Annotated in this window: 19 protein-coding genes; 7 read left to right on the forward strand and 12 right to left on the reverse strand. The window is 43.2% G+C overall.

Annotation, left to right across the window (positions count from 1 at the left end; translation table 11 throughout):
• The first annotated feature begins 42 nt into the window (after positions 1-42).
• Positions 43-435: a Cu(I)-responsive transcriptional regulator gene (cueR, locus tag FQV37_RS11805; protein WP_160023215.1), complete on the forward strand. Its 393-nt coding sequence runs from the start codon at positions 43-45 to the stop codon at positions 433-435.
• A gap of 128 nt (positions 436-563) precedes the next feature.
• Here cueR and FQV37_RS11810 read toward each other — a convergent pair whose 3' ends face one another.
• The 8 genes from FQV37_RS11810 to FQV37_RS11845 form a co-directional block, all read right to left on the reverse strand.
• A complete protein-coding gene (locus FQV37_RS11810; protein WP_160023217.1) occupies positions 564-986 on the reverse strand; it encodes an acetyl-CoA carboxylase biotin carboxyl carrier protein in 423 nt (140 codons plus the stop codon).
• A gap of 23 nt (positions 987-1,009) precedes the next feature.
• Positions 1,010-2,197 (reverse strand): NRAMP family divalent metal transporter, encoded by a 1,188-nt coding sequence (locus tag FQV37_RS11815; RefSeq protein ID WP_160023219.1) that lies wholly within the window; start codon positions 2,195-2,197, stop codon positions 1,010-1,012.
• Between the two features lie 54 nt (positions 2,198-2,251).
• Entirely contained in the window at positions 2,252-2,989 is a 738-nt protein-coding gene (gene pxpA, locus FQV37_RS11820) for a 5-oxoprolinase subunit PxpA (protein ID WP_160023221.1), read from the reverse strand.
• A complete protein-coding gene (locus tag FQV37_RS11825) occupies positions 2,979-3,902 on the reverse strand; it encodes a 5-oxoprolinase subunit C family protein (protein WP_160023223.1) in 924 nt (307 codons plus the stop codon). The genes pxpA and FQV37_RS11825 overlap by 11 nt, the downstream gene beginning before the upstream one ends.
• 55 nt (positions 3,903-3,957) lie before the next feature.
• Complete coding sequence (pxpB, locus tag FQV37_RS11830) at positions 3,958-4,611, reverse strand: 5-oxoprolinase subunit PxpB (protein ID WP_160023225.1); 654 nt, start codon at positions 4,609-4,611, stop codon at positions 3,958-3,960.
• Between the two features lie 206 nt (positions 4,612-4,817).
• A complete protein-coding gene (gene accC / locus FQV37_RS11835; protein WP_160023227.1) occupies positions 4,818-6,164 on the reverse strand; it encodes an acetyl-CoA carboxylase biotin carboxylase subunit in 1,347 nt (448 codons plus the stop codon).
• Between the two features lie 79 nt (positions 6,165-6,243).
• The gene (accB, locus tag FQV37_RS11840) at positions 6,244-6,756 is read right to left on the reverse strand and encodes an acetyl-CoA carboxylase biotin carboxyl carrier protein (RefSeq protein ID WP_160023229.1); all 513 of its coding nucleotides are present in this window, start codon (positions 6,754-6,756) and stop codon (positions 6,244-6,246) included.
• Between the two features lie 182 nt (positions 6,757-6,938).
• Entirely contained in the window at positions 6,939-7,730 is a 792-nt protein-coding gene (locus FQV37_RS11845) for a putative hydro-lyase (protein ID WP_160023231.1), read from the reverse strand.
• A gap of 223 nt (positions 7,731-7,953) precedes the next feature.
• On the opposite strand from FQV37_RS11845, the gene FQV37_RS11850 reads away from it, so the two are divergent.
• Positions 7,954-8,727, forward strand: coding sequence for an IclR family transcriptional regulator (locus FQV37_RS11850; protein ID WP_160023233.1), 774 nt, complete (start codon positions 7,954-7,956; stop codon positions 8,725-8,727).
• 97 nt (positions 8,728-8,824) lie between these two features.
• Here FQV37_RS11850 and FQV37_RS11855 read toward each other — a convergent pair whose 3' ends face one another.
• Entirely contained in the window at positions 8,825-9,736 is a 912-nt protein-coding gene (locus FQV37_RS11855) for a LysR family transcriptional regulator (RefSeq protein WP_160023235.1), read from the reverse strand.
• Positions 9,737-10,201: 465 nt separating this feature from the next.
• Between FQV37_RS11855 and FQV37_RS11860 the strand changes: the two genes are divergently transcribed.
• Both FQV37_RS11860 and FQV37_RS11865 read left to right on the forward strand, forming a co-directional pair.
• Positions 10,202-10,879 (forward strand): glutathione S-transferase family protein, encoded by a 678-nt coding sequence (locus FQV37_RS11860; RefSeq protein WP_160023237.1) that lies wholly within the window; start codon positions 10,202-10,204, stop codon positions 10,877-10,879.
• Positions 10,880-11,007: 128 nt separating this feature from the next.
• Complete coding sequence (locus tag FQV37_RS11865) at positions 11,008-12,135, forward strand: zinc-binding dehydrogenase (RefSeq protein WP_160023239.1); 1,128 nt, start codon at positions 11,008-11,010, stop codon at positions 12,133-12,135.
• 118 nt (positions 12,136-12,253) lie between these two features.
• On the opposite strand, the gene FQV37_RS11870 is transcribed toward FQV37_RS11865, so the two are convergent.
• A complete protein-coding gene (locus FQV37_RS11870; protein WP_160023241.1) occupies positions 12,254-14,122 on the reverse strand; it encodes an ATP-dependent nuclease in 1,869 nt (622 codons plus the stop codon).
• A 445-nt stretch (positions 14,123-14,567) separates the two neighbouring features.
• Between FQV37_RS11870 and FQV37_RS11875 the strand changes: the two genes are divergently transcribed.
• Positions 14,568-15,488 (forward strand): homocysteine S-methyltransferase family protein, encoded by a 921-nt coding sequence (locus FQV37_RS11875; protein WP_205962092.1) that lies wholly within the window; start codon positions 14,568-14,570, stop codon positions 15,486-15,488.
• A gap of 221 nt (positions 15,489-15,709) precedes the next feature.
• Here FQV37_RS11875 and FQV37_RS11880 read toward each other — a convergent pair whose 3' ends face one another.
• Positions 15,710-16,588, reverse strand: a complete 879-nt coding sequence (locus FQV37_RS11880) for a DMT family transporter (protein WP_160023243.1) — start codon at positions 16,586-16,588, stop codon at positions 15,710-15,712.
• A 126-nt stretch (positions 16,589-16,714) separates the two neighbouring features.
• The gene (locus tag FQV37_RS11885) at positions 16,715-17,431 is read right to left on the reverse strand and encodes an SDR family oxidoreductase (RefSeq protein WP_160023245.1); all 717 of its coding nucleotides are present in this window, start codon (positions 17,429-17,431) and stop codon (positions 16,715-16,717) included.
• A 112-nt stretch (positions 17,432-17,543) separates the two neighbouring features.
• Between FQV37_RS11885 and FQV37_RS11890 the strand changes: the two genes are divergently transcribed.
• Positions 17,544-18,419: a LysR substrate-binding domain-containing protein gene (locus FQV37_RS11890; RefSeq protein ID WP_160023247.1), complete on the forward strand. Its 876-nt coding sequence runs from the start codon at positions 17,544-17,546 to the stop codon at positions 18,417-18,419.
• 489 nt (positions 18,420-18,908) lie between these two features.
• Positions 18,909-20,093 carry a glycosyltransferase family 2 protein gene (locus FQV37_RS11895; protein WP_160023249.1) on the forward strand — a complete coding sequence of 395 codons (1,185 nt, stop codon included), beginning with the start codon at positions 18,909-18,911 and terminating at the stop codon, positions 20,091-20,093.
• Positions 20,094-20,107 lie beyond the last annotated feature (14 nt).

Here is a 20,107-nt window from a genome sequence, read left to right on the forward strand (position 1 = left end):
CCTTTTGTTATTTGAGTCCCTTTTTAAGTTAGGAGGATAAATATGAATATTGGTCAAGCATCAAAGCAATCAGGTATCTCTACCAAAATGATTCGCTACTATGAGCAGATTGGCTTGCTAGAAACCGTAAATCGCTCGAACTCAGGTTATCGTTTGTATTCTGAAGACGATATAGACGACTTATGCTTTTTAAGACACTCTCGTGACTTGGGATTCTCATCCAAGCAAATGAAAGAGTTACTGTATCTGCGTAAAAATGCCAATCGTCAGAGCGCGGATGTTAAGCAACTGACACAAGAGCATATTGAAACGTTAAACCAAAAAATCGCTCAATTGCAAGAGATGGTCGACTCGCTACAGAACTCTTTTGATCATTGTGCAGGCGATGATAATGCAGACTGCGCTATTTTAGAAGACCTAGGACAGAGTAAATAACTTATATCAGATGCACGAAATACATGATGAGGCTAATACAAATACTCAGCACATAAAAAACCCTTTAAACGACAGATGACGCTTAAAGGGTTTATATTTTGATTTAACCAAAACTACGTTAACGGTCTTTAACGACGGGCTAACTCGAAAATAGGCTGTCCGTATTCAACGTTCTGGCCATTTTCAACCAAAACTGCCGTGACCACACCTTCTTTATTACTAATCACTGGCTGCAAACGGGTCAACTCATCAATGAAGCAAATGGTCTGACCTTTTTGAATATGGTCGCCTTCTTTGACCAAGTTGTCTGTTGCATCGTCTTCACTTGAGTAGATCTGCCCCACATAAGTGGCACATACTTGCAAGACATCACTACCAGTCTGTTCAGGCTCATGAGTAGTCGTGTCATCTATAGGACTAGCGCTCACATTATTCTGCGCACCTAGATTGTTAACCACCCTAATAGACTGCCCGTTGTCTGCAATCGTGACTTCTTGCAGCTGACTGCTTTCAACCAATTTGACCACACGTGCTATTTGCTCTATATCCATAATACATTCCTTATCTTAATTTTTTAACTCATGCCCAGATATTTAGCAATGGTCATGACACTTAGGATACTCATCACAATGGCGATTAACCAACCAAATGCCGCAATCCAAATCGGATGCTTATAATTGCCAACGATATTTTTTCTGTAGGCGGCAATCAGGATAATGACCATGGCGATAGGCAATACCAAACCATTTAACGTACCAACCAATACCAATACTTGAGCCGGTTTACCGATAGTGGCAAACACCAACGTTGAGATAACGATGAAACCAATAATGAAGTAGCGTTTATAAGTCTCAATGAACGGATGAAAGTTGGTCATAAAAGACACAGAAGTATAAGCAGCACCAATCACCGAGGTCACAGACGCCGCCCAAATCACCATACCAAAAATAACTTTACCCGCATTTCCTAGAATGTACTGAAACGGCGACATGGCTGGGTTGGCGGGATCCAATGCAAAGCCTTGAGATACCACGCCTAATACGGCAAGGAATAAAAATACGCGAATAACAGAGGCAATCAAAATACCAGAGACCGAGCTTCTGGTCACTGATTTTAAATTCTCTTCTCCGCTGACGCCTGCTTCCAATAAACGATGCGCACCTGAGAAAGTAATATAACCACCAACCGTACCGCCGACTAGCGTCACGATAGCCACTGCATCAATTTTGTCAGGCATGATCGTTTTGCTGACGGCTTCTGCTAATGGTGGATCAGATTTGAAAACCACATAAATGACCAATACAATCAGGATAAAGCCCATTAACTGAGCGAACTTATCCATCATAGGCCCAGTTTCTCGGCCTAAAAATATGGCGACGGCAATCACACCACTGATCAGGGCGCCTGTGATGGGCGATATGTTGAACATGGACTGCATGCCAAGTCCGGCACCGCCAATATTACCAATATTAAAAGCCAGACCACCCGCAATGATTAAGAACGAGAGCAAGTAACCGACACCAGGAAACACCAAGTTGGCGATTTCCTGTGCACGTTTTTTGGAGACTGCGACTACTCGCCAAACGTTAAGCTGGACGCCGATGTCCATAACAATAGAGATTAAGATAACAAAGCCGAAACTTGCCATTAGGCTTTCGGTAAATGTGGCCGTTTGGGTCAAAAACCCTGGCCCTACTGCTGATGTGGCCATCAGGAAGGCCGCGCCTAAAATGGCGGTATTATGTTTTTTTATGGTGCTCATAAACATCCTTGTTCTATATGGGATTATTTAATCAAATGATTAGTGGGTGGATATTTAATGGGCAGATATAGTGATACCTTGGAGCTCTAGTTGTTTCTTTATTTCTCGCGCGAATAAAATAGCGTGTTCACCATCACCATGTAGGCAGATACTTTGCGCTTCTACTGGTACAGTTTGACCGCAGACACTGGTGACGGTTCCTTCAGTGATCATCTGCAACACATGTTTAACGGCTTCATCTGTGTCAGTGATTAAGGCGTTATCTTTGCTACGAGAGACCAGTGAGCCGTCTTTCTCATAGTTCCTATCGGCAAACACTTCTGATATCGAGGCTAAACCCTGCTTTTTGGCTGCTTTAACCAGATAACCACCAGACAAACCCATGACCTTTAGACTTGGATCAAATCGTTTGATTTCGCTTACCAAAATATCTGATAAATTTTCATCAATGGCGGCTTGGTTGTACAACGCACCATGCGGTTTTACATAGTCCAAAGTCACGCCGACCAAGTCACAGAGCGCTTTAGTCGCGCCCAATTGATATACCAATAACGCACGATAATCGGCTTCACTTAACGGCTCATGAATACGACCAAAGTTTTCTCTATCGTTTAGACCAGGATGCGCGCCTACGCTCACATTGTTTTCTTTTGCCAATTGCAACGTGGCTAGCATCTCGCTGTAAGAACCAGCATGAAGACCGCAGCAGACATTCGCTGAGCTAACAATCGTTAGTAACTTATCATCTTGCCCGCAGCCTTCAGCCACATCAGCATTTAAATCAATTTTCATTGGCATACTCCTTTATTTGATCGATGTAATGTTGTCTTTTCTGTTGTTCACGCAGCGCCTGCTCTAACGACACAACGACGAACTGACAGGCTTTGCCAAATCTAATCTGTGCCATCAGCCCTATGTCTGCATTAATAACGGTTGCGATTTTAGGATAGCCACCCGTCGTCTGCCCATCTGCCATTAACACAATCGGTTGTCCTTGTGGTGGCACCTGAACCATGCCAATATCAACACCATGTGAGCTCATTTCTACTGGCTTACTAAACTCAAGTGCTGTAGCTCCCTCCAAACGGTAGCCCATACGGTTGCTACTGCTTTGTAGTTTCCATGGCTGTGTCTCAAATGCTTGTTTAGACGACTCAGTGAAGCAGTCGTATTCACTGCTTTTTATCACTCGAATAACCTCGGTTGGGGCAAGACGGGCTACCCCAATCACAGGCAGACTTGATTCAGTCTTTACTGCCAAGCTGTCATCGGCTTTTAAATATCTACCCTCAAATCCGCCAAATCCTGCTTTGAGATTGGTGCTGACTGACTGCAACACTGGCTCGATATCAAAGCCGCCATGCACACATAGATAGGTATACATGCCTTGTAGCGGACGCAAAAGTTTGAGCGTTTGCCCAGCTGTCGCATTGATACGCCAATAGCAAGGAATGCGTTTGTCGTCTAGATAGGCTTCGTATAAAGCGCCTGTTAAGCAGAAGCTGACGTTTTCTTCAAACTGGATGGTTAGCTCACCCAGCGCTATTTCGATAGCGGGTTCGTTTGCCTCATTTTTCATCAAAGCATTACCGGCTTGTAGCGCCCAGCTGTCCATCACGCCATTTCTACCGACACCCATACTGCGGTAACCCAGTCGTCCCGAATCCTGAATACTGGCAAGGGCACTCGCGGTTAAAATTTTCATCGATACCACCTGTTTATTGGTCTTTTTGATTCATGCATCTTTTTTTATTTGTCGCTTATTGATGAATATCAATCGCTTTAAATGTCAAAGTATCGCCTGCGTTAAGCAACGTCGGAGAAGACTTGGTTAAATCAAATAAAGCAGTATCCGTCTGGCCGAGTAACTGCCAACCGCCTGGAGACTCAAAAGGATAAACCCCTGTCTGCTCGCCGCCTATACCCACTGAGCCTGCGGGTACTTGAGTTCTAGGGATGGCGTGTCTTGGGAAATACAGCGACTCAGACAAGCCGCCAAGATAAGGGAATCCTGGCTGAAAACCGATAAAGTAAACGGTATAAGTGGCTTTGGTATGTAGCTCAACAACGGCTTCGACCGAGAGATTTAAGTCATTCGCCATGGCTACCAAATCAGGACCATATTTTCCACCGTAATGTACTGGGATCTCGACGTGTTTGCCTTGGATGGTTTTTGAAGGGAGATCATTGAGTAGGTCTGACAGCCTATCTTTGAAGGTATTCAGCTCAGCCCAAGTTAATGGCACGATGAATACACTGAGCGTATTCATACCAATCACCACTTCGATGACTTCTGGCATTTTCTGGATGCTGTCTGATAAAGCCCAGCATTTTTGTTGTTTGTCTAAGGTGGTTGGTTTAGGAAAAAACAACGCTAGATTGGTTTCACTGCATAGTTGCCATTGTAGTTCCATTAGTACGCACTCCATTACTTTGTATTTGCTATAGTCAAATCCTCTATAAATTGGATACGGTATCAGGCTCGCTTAGTCTACGACTTGTAGTACTTTCACTCGCCTTCCTCGTATCCAAATTATATTGAACCGACTATATATCTTGATTCTGACGCTTCTGACGCTAATGTCAGATTTGGTTTTCGCTTTTGCGGGCAAGACCTGATTTATATATTGTCTTGTATCCACTGTTCTAGATAATGGATGCTCATTTGACCTTCACAAAACACCTCATCTTCGAAGAGTCGCTGATGCAGACCAATATTGGTATCAATACCGGTGATTTGCGCTTCTGATAATGCCGCGCGCATTTTTTCTATCGCTTTTTCTCTTGAACGATCTTGTACACATATCTTGGCAATCAAACTGTCATAAGATGGCGGCACGGTGTAGTTCGATTCAGCATGACTATCCACTCTGATACCAAACCCTGCTGGCATGTGGCAGTAGTCTATGCGTCCAGCATTTGGTAAAAATGTCTGCGCGTTTTCGGCATTGATACGACACTCAAAAGCGTGTCCGATAATGGCGATATCACTTTGCTTATATGCCAGTGGAAGCCCTGCCGCCACTCTGATCTGTTCTTGCACAATATCAACACCCGTCACCATCTCAGTAATGGTGTGCTCAACTTGCACACGAGTATTCATCTCGATAAAGAAGAACTCGCCATTTTCATATAAAAACTCAAATGTGCCTGCACCTCTATACTGCATTTGCTCACAAGCCGTGACACAGGCTTGGCCGATTTTCTGACGCTGCTCTTCGGTGATACCGGGTGCTGGCGCTTCTTCAATGACTTTTTGATGACGACGCTGCATAGAGCAATCACGCTCGCCTAAATAAATAGCATTGCCGTGAGTATCGGACATGACTTGCACTTCGATATGACGCGGTGCTTGTAGGTATTTTTCAAGATAGACAATGGAACTACCAAAATTGGCTTTGGCCTCTGTTTGTGTCATAGAGATAGCGGAGAGTAAGTCGGCTTCTTTTTCGACCACACGCATCCCGCGCCCACCGCCGCCGCTTGCCGCCTTGATAATGACTGGATAACCGACCTCATTGGCAATCTTGATAACTTGCTCTGAATCAGCAGGCAATGCGCCATTCGATCCAGGTACACAAGGCACGCCAGCCATCGTCATTTGTTTTTTGGCTTCAACTTTGTCGCCCATATTTCTGATATTGTCAGCCGTTGGACCAATAAACGTGAGACCTGAATCTTCAATCAAGGCTGCAAAGTCAGCGTTTTCAGACAAAAAGCCATAGCCTGGATGGATGGCTTGCGCGTTGGTAAGCTTTGCAGCGGACACGATCGCTCGTTGGTTAAGATAACTGTGTGTGGCATTGGCAGGCCCGATGCATACTGCTTCATCGGCTAGGCGCACGGGTAACGAGTCTTTGTCTGATTCAGAATGGGCAATGACGGACTTAATACCTAGCTGTTTGCAAGCTCGGATAATACGTAGAGCAATCTCGCCGCGATTGGCAATTAAGATTTTTGTGAACATGTTTATTCCCTTAAAAATATAGTGTCAAATACAGTGTTTGTGCAGCGTCTATACAATATTGAGCGGCTATTGAGTGGCTTTAACTGTTTGGCTCTATAACAAATAAGGGCTGGGCATACTCTACGACATCACCTTCATCGACCAAAATCTCTTTAAGCGTACACGCAGTTTCTGCTTTGACTTCATACATCATTTTCATGGCTTCAATGATGCATAGTGTCTGCCCTACTTCCACCTTATCTCCTACCTGAAAAAACACTTCTGCTGTCGGCTCAGAGCGAAGATAAAATGTACCTAGCATAGGCGCTATTATTTGGGATTTCTCCACCTCTGTATTCGCAGTTTTATCACTACGATCACTGTCTACATTGGTATTATTATCCGTACTGTTTTGAGTGGTTTCGGTTTGAGACTCTGAATGAGACGCCCTTGGGTTGGGAGTATGAGCGATATGATTGCCACTACTTTGGTTGTCGTCAGATTGGCAAACGATAGAAATACGTGCATCACCATCAGTGACTTCTAGAGATTTTATATCGGCGCATTCTGCAAGTTTGATCAGTTTTTCAAGATCCGTGAAATTGATATTCATATGATTGGCTATTCCGTTAGAGTGAAAGTGAACAATTATTTTTTATAAAAAATTCGTACCTAGTGATGTATGTAAAGTGTGATTGTTGAACGATATGTGACAATTTATTGATTGGCTTATTAAAATAATAGTTTGAAATTAATTATCTCTATGCGTATTAAAAGTGCTGTTGTCAGCAGAAATTATAGAACTGCCAAGTCTTCATCTCTTGGGTCGCAGATAAACATATGTCCTGGTGAATGCGTTATCATCAGCGCAGGCTTACTAGTCATAGCGATACTTTGCGGCGTCACACCGCAAGCCCAAAATACAGGGGCTTCGCCTTCTTTTATGATGGATGCATCACCAAAATCAGGCGCATGAATGTCGGTTATACCGATGACACTAGGGTCTCCGATATGAATAGGCGCGCCGTGGACTTGCGGAAATCGAGAGGTGGCTTGGACGGCTCTGGTGATTAATGGATAAGGTATTGGCCGCATGCTAACCACCATTTTCCCATGAAACTGTCCTGCAGGCTCAGTCTCTATGTTTGTGATATACATTGGCACATTGTGATTGTCTTCGATATGTCTAATAGGAATAGACGCATTTAGCATGGCAGACTCAAAGGAAAAACTGCATCCTAAAAGAAAGCAGACCAAATCCTCTCTCCAGTAGTCTTTTAGATCTGACACCTCAGCCACTAATTCGCCAAATTTGTATATCCGATACTTTGGGACATCAGATCTCAAGTCTGCGCCTTTTGCCATGAGACGTGGCTCTGCGCTACCGACATCTGTTACATCTAAAATAGGACAAGACTTTGGGTTTCTTTGTGCAAACAATAAAAAATCATAGGCTAAATTTTTGGGCACTATGACTAAGTTTGCTTGTATGTGACCTTTACACATGCCAGAAGTCGGCTTGTTAAGTTCATTTTTACTGATTAACGCTCTGACCTCTGTCGGCGTCATATTTGCTAAATCTAACATTATTACAACCTCTTACGTTTTATTATTTTTAGCAGATAAAAGTTTATGATTTGTTTTATATTGGTATGGCTATTTATAATTTTATTTCATATATCGAGAACTATGATTATCGTTATGTAACTTATCAGAACACTTTCGATATGACAAGATATGAATACAGAAATATGTGATGAACATGATGAGTGATCTTCTTGAACGCACAGTTAAGGATGCAAAGTGAACTATGCATAATGTCAAAAAAAAGGGCTCAAGCGTCGAGCGAGTTTTGCAAATCGTAGAAGTATTGGCCAGATCTGCTAAGCCTATGGGCGTTATTGACTTAGCAGAAACATTGGACATCCCTGTACCTAGTATGTACCGATTGTTAAATCAGCTACAACCGCTTCAATTTGTCCAATTGGATTTGCATGGAAAAGTAACCTGCGGAAAAAGAACGCACGACCTAGCTTTAGACCTATGGAAAAACAGTCCTTTTAAAGCGGAAAGGTTGGCGATATTACAACAGCTTTCAGCCAAAATTGGTGAGTCGGTAGGGATTGCGGTGTTGCAAGACTTAGAAGTGGTGTATATCGATCGTGTGATATCTGACTGGCCTATCCAAATACAGTTACCTACTGGAACCAATATACCTATCTGGGCCTGTGCCAGTGGTAAACTATTATTGACGCAGTTGGCAGATAATAAGTGCGAGCGTATTGTAGAAAGACTATCGTTACAGGCGCTCACGACCCATACTCAAACTGATAAAAAACAACTAATGACGTCCATTGCTGAAGTACGTAAGACACAGATAGGGACAGATAATGAAGAGTTTATTCCTGGTATGGTTGCCTGTGCTGTCCCTATTCCGAATGGTGACCAGCCCGCATTTGCCACGGTATTTACTCATAGTCCTATCGTCAGAAAATCTTTGGATGAGCTACTGAGCTATGTGCCTGCGATGCGAGAGGCGGCCAAGGAGCTATCTGTTATTTTCAATCAGGAATATAATGAGTAGCCTGTCATAATATTCTATGACGATTGTATCTCAAACCTCTTAGGTGTTGATACGAATATGAATGTAATGAGGTTGTAGATAGCACACTTCCCTTACATCAACGCTCACTTCCTACTTTTATCCTCTCAACCAAGAAATCGACGGCGGCTTTTACTTTTGGTACTAGATAGCGCTGCTTTTGATACAGTAGATACATAGCCATATCAGCATGCTGCGTGATTGCTAATGGATGCTCAAATTTAATCTCTTGCAATGCCCCTGACTCAAGATATGAGGATAGTGCCCAGCGAGTGGACATCAAAATCCCTTCCCCGTCACAAGCCTTTTTGGCAAGCCATGGTCCATTGTTTGAAATTGCCACTGCTGGCCCTGAGACATCATGCCACTGATCGTCCACATAGCAGAGCCAAGGCGTTGGCCCGTTTGGGGCTTTAAAATACAGGCCTTTATGTTCCTTTAATTCCATCACATGACTAGGTGCGCCATGCATCTCTAAATAACTGGGCGACGCAACCGGTATAAACCCATTGTCCATTAGCCTAATGGCAAGCACGCGCTCATTTGGCGCATAACCACCGCGAATCGCAATGTCGACATCGTCACGTCCTAATGCGGATAATTCATCACTAAGACTGACATCTAGCACAATCTCTGGATACAACTCACCAAACTCATCCAACAATGGTAGCAGTATCTTTTCACCAAAACCTACCATAGAGCTAATGCGTAAACACCCCATTGGTGTCGTTTGATAACTGCGTACTGTTTCTTTGCTTTGTTCGAGCTGATCCAATACTTGCTGCATATCGTCGTAATAGACCTGCCCTACTTCTGTCAATTTAACGATTCGAGTCGAACGCTTTAATAATGTCGCGCCCAAGCTCTTTTCTAAATCAGATACTCGTCTTGATAGTGAGGATGGCGGCACTTTGAATGCATTTGCCGCCTTAGTAAAACTTCCCGTTTCTACGACTTTGCTAAAATACTTGATGGCACGTAATTGATCCAACTGACCTCTCCATTTAGATAAATATGTGAGCATTTTCGCTTTATTATTGTCTTAAAAGCAATAGTGATTCACGTTATTCCTTATATATAACCACATTAAAACCAGTAATAATGTGTTTAAGTTAGGGCGTGCTTGATATTCGACCATGGCACTGACAGAGACTATTTTTTAGACAGTTCGACGTTAAAAATAGTAAGTTTAGTCATTCTAAGCGTCTATGTTTTAACAATGAAGTGGCAAAAAAATAGTCCTGTCTCCTTCTGTTTATATTGGAGCTGATGCTAAAACTGCCCCATACTGTGTTGTAAATCTAGTTAAGGCACGAGCATTACCGTCGTTTTACGCCTTGTCTGGAACCGTTTTAGCAATCAGCAGTGCCTATTTGTGAATATCAAACACGCCCTAAACGTTGCAATGAAAACACGATTAAAAATAACTTTTACGTCAACAATGGAAGAATGACTTATGATTACTTTGCACGGCTTTGCTGCAAGCAACTATTACAACATAGTAAAACACGCTCTTTTATATAAGGGTATCCCATTCCAAGAGGACCTTTTATACGCTGGTAGCGATGATCTACTAACCGTCAGTCCAGTGGGTAAAGTACCTGCGATCACCATGCCTGACGGTTTTAATCTGTCAGAATCTAACGTGATTTGTGACTTCCTTGAAGAAACGTATCCTGAAAAGCCGCTATATCCTACCGATGCAGCAGAACGCGCGACTGTACGTCAGATTATGAAAATAGCAGAGCTGTATTTTGAGCTACCAAGTCGCCGACTGATTCCATATGTATTTTCTGGTACTCAAGCACCTAACGCAGTCAAAGAGGAAGTCCGTCAAGTATTGGGCCGCGGTATTATTGCTATGAATCGCTTATGTCAATTTTCGCCTTGGATTGCAGGCGAGCAATTCACCATGGCTGACATCTATGTGCATCACGTCAACACCATTGTCAACGCTTTTGGATCTACTCAGCTTGAGTGGGATGTACTGGCAGAAGTGGACGGCATGAAAGAATGGAACAAAGCCATGAGTAAAACTGACATTGCAAAAAGCGTTCAGGCAGACAGTCAAGCAAACATGCCTGAGTTTATGCAACACGTTAAAGCTCTAATCCAAGCCGCAAACGCTAAATAACCTGTGGCAGTGTGGCCACTAAAAATGAGCCACATTAAGAAAATTACTAAAATTCAATAACCTAAAGAACGACCAATGCCGTAAAGGGATTGGTCTAAAAAATCTAACTATTTGCAGGAGCAAATCTTATGACCGATAAAAATAAACAACTGGTTTCAACCATCAGCGAAGACAATAAACTAACCTTGGCTCTACAAGAAATTGATATGCCGCAGCCAGGTATCGACGAAGTTGTCGTTCGCATGGAAGCCATGCCATTGAACCCCTCTGACTTTGGTGTGATGTTCAGCGCCGCTGATATGTCAACCGCTGTACAATCAGGCACTGGTGACAGCCCGATCATTACCGCTGATGTGCCAGCGAAATTCATGCCATCACTCAAAACGCGGGTAAATAAAGACACACCTGTCGGTAACGAAGGCGCTGGTACAGTCGTCGCAGCAGGCTCATCAGAAGCCGCACAAGCACTCATGGGTAAAATGGTTGCGGTAATTGGTGGCGGTACATATCGTCAATACCACTGTGTCAATGTAAGAAGCTGCATAGAAATGCAAGACGGGACGACAGCTACCGAGGCTGCATCGTCTTTTGTAAACCCGCTCACTTCACTGGCAATGGTCGAAACCATGCGCGCTGAAGGCCACAAAGCCATCGTACATGCAGCAGCCGCTTCTAGCCTTGGTCAAATGCTAAACCGTATCTGTATGGCAGACGGTGTTGATTTGGTGAATATCGTACGTAAAGATTCGCAAGAAAAGCTATTGCGCGATATGGGCGCAAAGTATGTGGTGAACTCAAGCAGCGAGACATTCCTTGCTGATTTGACCGCCGCGATTACTGAAACAGGCGCTACGATTTCGTTTGACCCTATCGGTGGCGGTAAGCTCACCAGCGATATTCTAAACTGTATGGAAGCCGCTATCACTCGTGACGTAGAAGAATACAGCGTCTATGGCTCAAACACCTTTAAACAAGCTTATATTTATGGCGCCTTAGACCGTGGTCCGATCACCTTAAACCGTAACTTTGGTTTTGCGTGGGGTGTGAATGGTTTCCTACTGTTCAATGCACTTGGCAAGCTTGGTAGTGAAACGGTTCAGTCCATGCGCAAACGCGTGGCAGAAGAAATCACCACCACCTTTGCGAGCAGCTACACGCATGAAGTGACCCTAGAGGAAGCGCTACAGTTAAAATCAATCGCCGCTTATGGCAAACAGGCGACTGGTGAGAAGTACTTGATCACGCCTCAAGCTTAATAATTGTTTGAAGCATAATATAGAAATAAAAAAAGCAGATATTCTAGGATGTCTGCTTTTTTATTTTTGACTTATATGAATAGTTTTTCAATAAGTGCTCAACACATTGAGCACTTTATTACGCATTACTAAGCAAGACACGCTCAATAATTCTCACTACGTCATCATTTTTATCTATTATCACAGGAAAGCCACAAATATTCAGAATTTTACTTTCTATATCAATTTTTAACTTCCCATTTTCAACAGAACAGTTAAATATATTAGCTCGTTCACCAAGAATGCTTTTGGCTAAAATATTTATATCTTGAGTGGTTACCTGATCGTTTGTGCTTAATCGAGCTACTGCCGGTGCAGCAATGGAAAGAAGGATATCCCTGAGTGACTCAGCCTCATTAATATGTTTACCTTCTGATGCGTACTCAATACAACGAACCAAATCATCTAGTTGTTCTCTAACCTTTTGAGCTGAAAGCTGATCTAAGTGATCAATTTCATCTACTGCTGCTGTAGGCTTGCCTTCTGATGTGTAAATATCGGAGACTTGGTAATACGATTCGATTGCACCTTTTCTTAATATAAAACACCCTGAGTTTTCCAATAGTTGCAATACAACTGTAAGACGGTCTTTCATGGATGACCATTTTTCCGCGTTAGTTAGATCATTCACTTCTGAGCTACTCAGACTGAATAGAGTGCAAAAAACAGCTCTTCTTTTGACATTCTCATCAATTGATTCTCCAGCGTTGGTATAGTAAGGGTGTATTTCAGCCTGCCTAGATATATCCTCCCAGTTATCATTTACTAATGAGCAAAAATCACTATATGTTGAAGATGCAAGTTTCATGGCTGACTGAGCTCCTAGCTTTGAAGCATCTGCATCTGCAGTGGATGAGTTGGCTAAAAAGCATCGGATTAAGTCCAAGTCATCTGTAAACGCATCTGCATCTGCAAGAACCACCGGTTCTTTACCGATGAGCCTCATGAATTTAGTTACCACTGGCATTTGACCTTTACCAATTACGGGCAGCAATTGAGAGCCTGCTGCTTCGAGATGAAGCTCAAGTTTATTAGAAATGAAAGATGCAATCATGACATCACTTGGACCTTCGACTAAAAGGGGTCGTTTACAAAATAATGAAAGCTTATGCTCTTGTCCAAGTCGAGCAATTAGAGTTTGGAGCTTTTTGTTTTTCAACTCTCCATTGTTGGGATCGAGCTGAACAGGAGGCTTATCTAAATCATGACAAAATATGAGCGATGCTAAGTCATTTGACTTAGCTATTCTAAGCATTTCTGTTGAATGTGTAGCCATAATAACTAATTTCTTATACCCACCTTCAGAAGGATGACCAGCTGCGTTAGTAATCTCATTTAATAAAAATGACTGAAGTTGTGGATGAAGTGAAACTTCAGGTTCATCAATTAATATAGCTCCAACTTCATCGTCATATAAAGCTGCGAGAATACCAACAAGATGAAGTAATCCAGATGCTTCTCGTCCAGACGAGTATGGTGTGGAGGTAATATCTAAACGTGCAAATACAACTTTTAAGCTTCCACCATCCCATTCAATAATCAAATCCCGTTTAAATAGTTTTCTTAAACGTTCTTGAACCTTGATCAATATATCAGCACGTTCAGAGAGTGTTTGAAAGTCGCCATTAAGCGTTTCCATTTGATGCCGTCTTGATACGTCGCTTTTTCTACCGAAGCTTGCATTTTCATAATTTGGGAAACCACTACGATGACCATCATAATCTGAGCGATACTCTTCAAGAAGCCCTAGCCTTCCAGCAGACAGAAAGCGAACCTTTTTCCCATTCATTACAGGAGCTAATGGCTGTTTCAAACTCCTCAGAAGATGAGTCTTACCACTTCCATTTGGTCCAATGATAATGGTTAAGCCACCTTGAAGTGTTATATTTCTAGAAAAATTTCCGTTATGGCTAACTATATTTGCCTCAATATTTATTGGAAAATCCACAGCTATTCCTTATAGTTATATTTTTTAAATAATGTCTTACTATTAATGAACAATTAATTATAACCGATATAAGTCTATCTTTATTAGCTCTTCCACATTAAACCATCGAAAATCACCGTCCACTAAACTTGTACAGAACCCTACTATTACCCTAATCAACCAATTTTATGCGCGTACGCGAGTATAAATTTTATACAAATATCTCTTAATTTATATGGCTCATTCTTATTTACTCGCAATTTATATAAACGTTATCAAAAAAATCTTGCGATAGCGGTGTCAAAATCGGACAACCAAATACCAAGAGCTATAAATTAACATCACTAACAAACCTATGGTTGCATCTGACGCTTATTACGCCTAGTATTTCGCTCCTTTAAATAACTCTATTTTTAACAATAACACCTCTACAGGTTTGTCTACTCACAATAAAGAAGGATTCGTTATGCCAATAAATACAACCACAATTATTGATGGTGGCATGGGACGAGAATTGGCGAAACGCGGTGCACCGTTTCGTCAACCTGAATGGTCAGCACTGGCAATGATAGAATCGCCAGAGATCGTTCGTGATGTACATCGTGCTTATATCAAGAGCGGCGCGGCAGTCATTACGACCAACAGTTACGCGTTAGTACCTTTTCATATCGGCGCGGAACGTTTTGCGGCGCAAGCACAAGATTTGGCAGCGGCGTCAGGCGAGGTGGCACGTGCAGCAGTGACATTAGAAGGCGCAGCAAACAAAGTAGCAGGCTCTATCCCGCCACTGTTTGGCTCCTACCGTGCAGACTTATTTGATGCTAACCACGTAGAAGATATCGCCACCCCACTTATCAAAGGTTTAAATCCGTATGTCGATTTTTGGCTCGCTGAGACTCAGAGTCTAATCGCCGAGTCTATCGCTGTTCGTGAGCTACTTAGTACGCTAGATACGGACAATAAACCGCTATGGGTAGCTTTTACCTTAGAAGACAGTATGGATATCGATGTACCACGTCTGCGTTCAGGAGAAACCGTCGAGGAAGCCGTGGCAACGATGGCTGCTCTCGATGTCGAGGCGATACTCTTTAACTGCTGCCAACCTGATGTCATCGAGCAAGCACTAGATGTCGCACAAACTGTCCTACAAGCAAAACAAGCGCAGCATATCAAACTTGGCGCTTATGCCAATGCCTTCCCGCCGCAACCAAAAAATGCGGCGGCAAATGATACGCTTAATGAAGTACGTGATGATTTGACCCCGCCTGCCTATTTGCTCTGGGCACAAAAGTGGCAAGCACAAGGTGCTTCATTAATCGGCGGCTGCTGCGGTATTGGTCCTGAGCATATTCAGGAATTAAGCCAACATTTCACTGCTACTGCTTAGACATAGGCTGATCTGAATATAGAAAATGTAAGATAATTAGAATATTGAGTTAATCATGCCGACCATCGAATGTTATTTGATGGTCGGCATGTTGCTGGTCGTGGTGCTAGTGCTGTAAGCGTATCGAAAAACCTAGTAGCAGTTTCAGGCTTGAATGAAACCATCGACTAGCTTGTCATAAGTATGCGTATTGCATTCTTAACAGTTTACCCTTCTTACCGCTAACCTGAAGCCTGTCTACCCGTTTGTATCAGTAGGACACCACTTAAAATCAGTACCAACGCTATAATTTCTAAGCTGGTGATGTCCTCGCCGATTATCGCGCCAATGATAACAGCAACGACTGGAGCAATATAAGTAGCACCAGCAGCCCGCACCGAACCCAACGTCTCGATAATAAAATAATAAATCAAAAAAGCAGCGCCAGTACCCAAAGCACCCAGACCAAGTATCGTTCCCCATATTGCCCTAGTATCTGTCGACAGCTGGGTTATACCATCGAAATCAATGAGTATCGAAAGTGTTATGACAGCCAACCCCACTTGCCAAGTGGCTAACGCCAGTGGTGGCAATCTCAGAGGAGACAGATAACGCCGCGCATACACAAAAGATGCACCCACACTCAGAGACCCTGCCAACATCCACAAAACGCCAACGAGAGAGACACCAGTAGCACCTTGCCATGGTCGCGCACTTAATGCGATACCAGCAAATCCTAGCGCAAGTCCAATCGCCATTTGCTTGGTCGGACGCTCCTCAGGTAAGAACAGCGCCGCGCCCAAAAAGGTAAATATAGGGATTGAGCCACTTAATAGACCTGCGACGCTACTGGGCAATAGCGCCGTACCTGCGACAAATCCATAATAGTAAAAAGACGTTGCGAGCACTGACATCACTATAAAGTGTGGCAAATGCTGTAACTGCGCCCGAGTAATTACTTTGCTGTGCCAAGCAACGGCAACCAATGGTAAGAACCCAAATAGTAGGCGTAAAAATACGGTTTGTGAGGGACTGATTAGAGCCGTCGCCCATTTCATAAAAATAAAATTCGACCCCCAGATGACACCGAGGAGCACCAGTGCAGCATATGCTCGAAACATAACATTGGCCTTAATAAATAGATGAGCTGCTTTTTTCAAGCATCTAGCGTCGATAGTGTTTTATTGCTTGTACTAACAGTCTGGTATTAACTATCTTGTATCAATAGGCTTGTATTGATTGATTCGTTACACAGAGCGAATGACACCACCATCAACCCGTATATTCTGACCAGTGATATATCCAGAAGCTTCGGATAATAAAAAGGCAATCGTTGAGGCGACCTCTTCAGATGTGCCATAACGTCCCATCGGCACACTCTCACGTCGCTCATCGACTTCAGGCAAGCTATCAATCCAGCCAGGCAAGACATTATTAATACGCACACCTTTTGCTGCATAGTCATCTGAAAAAATCTTGGTAAAAGCGCCAAGGCTGGCACGAAAAGCCGTTGACGTAGGAAAAAGCGCAGTCGGCTGCGTTACCCAAGAGGTAGATATATTGATGATAGCACCGCTACCCTGTGCCACCATGATTGGCGTGACCAAACGAATTGCACGTACCGCACTAAGAAAGTAAACCTCTAGCCCTTTATGCCAATCCTCATCAGTGATGTCTAAAATAGGTGCGCGCGGGCCATGACCAGCAGAATTCACAAGCGCATCAATACGTCCCCACTGTTGCATCGCCGAATCAACCAAGCGCTGTACATCTTCATTAATAAGGTTGGAGCCAGTAACACCAATGCCGCCCAGCTCCTTTGCGAAGGCCTCACCTTTACCAGAGGAAGATAAAATAGCGACATAATAACCATCAGCTACAAGTTTACGAGCAGCGGCAGCACCCATGCCTGACCCGCCTGCTGTGATAAGCGCTACTTTTTTTGTCGTTGTAATGTTATTCATCTGTCTTTCTCCATTAGTTATCGTTTCATTTATCATAACCAATAAAATCAGATTCCTAACATCATGATTAAAGATGCTAGACTGTAGAAAATCTACAGTCTAGGAAAACAAAGTGCCAAATAGCCATCGTACATTGCCACCGCTCAATGCCTTACGTGCGTTTGAAGCTGCTGGGCGTCATCTTAATTTTCGGGCGGCGGCAGATGAGCTGTTTGTGACACAAGGCGCGGTCGCTCAGCAGGTAAGAATGCTAGAGGAGCATATCGGCTTTGCTTTGTTTCAAAGACTACCAAGAGGCGTGGCGCTCACTAGCCAAGGTTCTGTTTACTTTGCAGAAGTCACTCGCGCTTTTAAGATTTTGGACAAAGCAACAGCTCAGCTACTCAGAGAACCTAAGGCTGTCACTATCAGCGTGACGCCGACTTTTGCCACTAAGCTATTACTGCCGCGCTTATCGGCTTTGACTGCGGCGGTTCCTGATGTCGAGTTGCGTACTGTAGCGACCGAGTCCGTTGCAGACTTTGATCGTGATCAGGTAGATATCGCGGTACGCCTGACACGCCCACCATTCCCTGCAGCATTTGATACTCATCTGCTGTTTAAACAAACGCTTGTAGCCGTAGCTAGCCCGCATCTGATAACCAGTAGAAAATTGCCCATGTCAATAGAAGCGCTACAAGAGATGCCATTGCTCCATGACTCACATCATCATTGGCCACGATTTTTTGGTACCACAGGTAAGCTGGCCGGCGCTGTATTTAACCAGACCGCATTGGCTTTAGATGCAGCGCTAGCAGGTCAAGGCGTTGCGATTGCTTGTCAGGCGTTTGTACAAGCAGATTTGAATGCAGGAAGATTGGTGCAAGTGAGTGAGTCAACGCTAACAGTCGATCCAGATTATTATCTTGTTCGCAAAAAGAGTTCGTCATCAACACCAACTGTCGACGCTGTCTGGAACTGGTGTGTCACTCATTTAGCACTGGCTTAGCACTGACTTAATTTAGTCAGGGCTAGCTAAGCATTAAGTTAAACGTCAATATAAATAATCTAATCTCAAACTTATTAACGTAGTTAGCTTCTGAAGCTAACTACGATTTTAGTCGTGCTTTTCTATCCCATCACAGTCGTGCTTCAACGTAATGATGCAGGCCTTCCTGCTTTTTTATCCTCGTCTTCTTTCCTCATTTTATCCTTTTGCTAACTACCCTAACTCAAAAATAAAACACAGTTACCTACCCCCTTCTCAATCAAAAAACGCCCTATTTTTACGTGATTAAAATACTAAGTTTTTATGTCACATTACGTACAACTTACACAGTTAATTTATCACAAACAATTATCGGCTAAATCATTACTTAATTTTGTATTAGTATGCACTGGTATTCATTAAATGACTGAGGATACAAGTACTTACATTGTCTATAGGCGCATTCTTTTTATATAAATTTCATTTGTTGTACATGCTTAAGGACCAGACATGACTGCTAACACACAAAAAGCTCTAACTAACGAAGCACTCAGTTTTCAATTAATGACGCGAGCTGAGCCTCCAGAGTTGGTTATTGCCACGATAAAGTCGTTATTAGCAGTAAAAGAAGCACGCGATGAAATATTGATTATCGATAACAATAATAAAGAGACGTCGTTATATAAGCCATTAGCAGCATTTTGCCAAAGCTTAGACGCTGAGCTGAATGTCCATTTTTATCATATTGATCGTGTCGAAGGATTCAAAGCGGGTGCTTTGAACTTGGCACTTGGATTAATGAGTCCAGACTGTAGTCACATTGTGGTGGTCGATAGTGATTACCAAGCATTACCACATGCTAGAGCCTCTATTACGCGGGCTATCGCTCAATATCCTGAGCATACCCTACTGCAATTTCCGCAGTTTTATCGTAATGAAGGACAGCTAGATGCGCATAGCGAGTTGAATCACTATTTTAATCATCATCTGTATCGTCCTTTTAATCGCAATCGCGCCTTATCAACGGGTACTTACGCCGTCATTCGACGCTCGGATCTTTTGAGTATAGGAGGCTGGTCAGGTGCTTCTATCACTGAAGATGCTCAGATGGGCGTACTTATGCATCGACAAGGTTTTCGCAGTCAATTTGTGCCAGAAGTCATTGCCACGGGTTTACTGCCCAACACGCTAGATGACCTAATATGTCAACGCCGACGCTGGATCTACGGCAATATGCAAGTGCTCACGGATTACTTGTCAGTCCCGTACAACTCTCCAAGTCAATATGTTTCACAGTCCAAAAGTATGAGTGAACGTCTAGCATATATACGCGCTCATCTGTCTCAGTTAAGTGCTTGGGTAAACTTCACGGGGTTCTTTATCCTTTTGCATATCTGCGCATTACTGGTGATGGCTGATATGCTTTTGGTAAATAACGCTAACGTGTCAATGCTTGCCCCTCTATATGTGGTTTATACAGGCTATGCATTTTTTATCCTTAGACGGTTGTGGGCTTACTGCCGTGATCAATCGCCTCTCAATCAACAAGTAGATGACAGCCATCAGCCACGTTTTAGCAGAAAAATACGTGCATGGTTGATGCATTTAAACTTTTGGGAAATTGGTGCCTTGTCATGGCTTCCGGTGCTGTGGGGACGAGAGAAACCTTTTGTTTGTATAGTCAGTTCAATATAATTTCGATACAAGGA

The sequence above is a fragment of the Psychrobacter nivimaris genome (assembly GCF_009812035.1).
GTDB classification, from domain to species: domain Bacteria; phylum Pseudomonadota; class Gammaproteobacteria; order Pseudomonadales; family Moraxellaceae; genus Psychrobacter; species Psychrobacter nivimaris.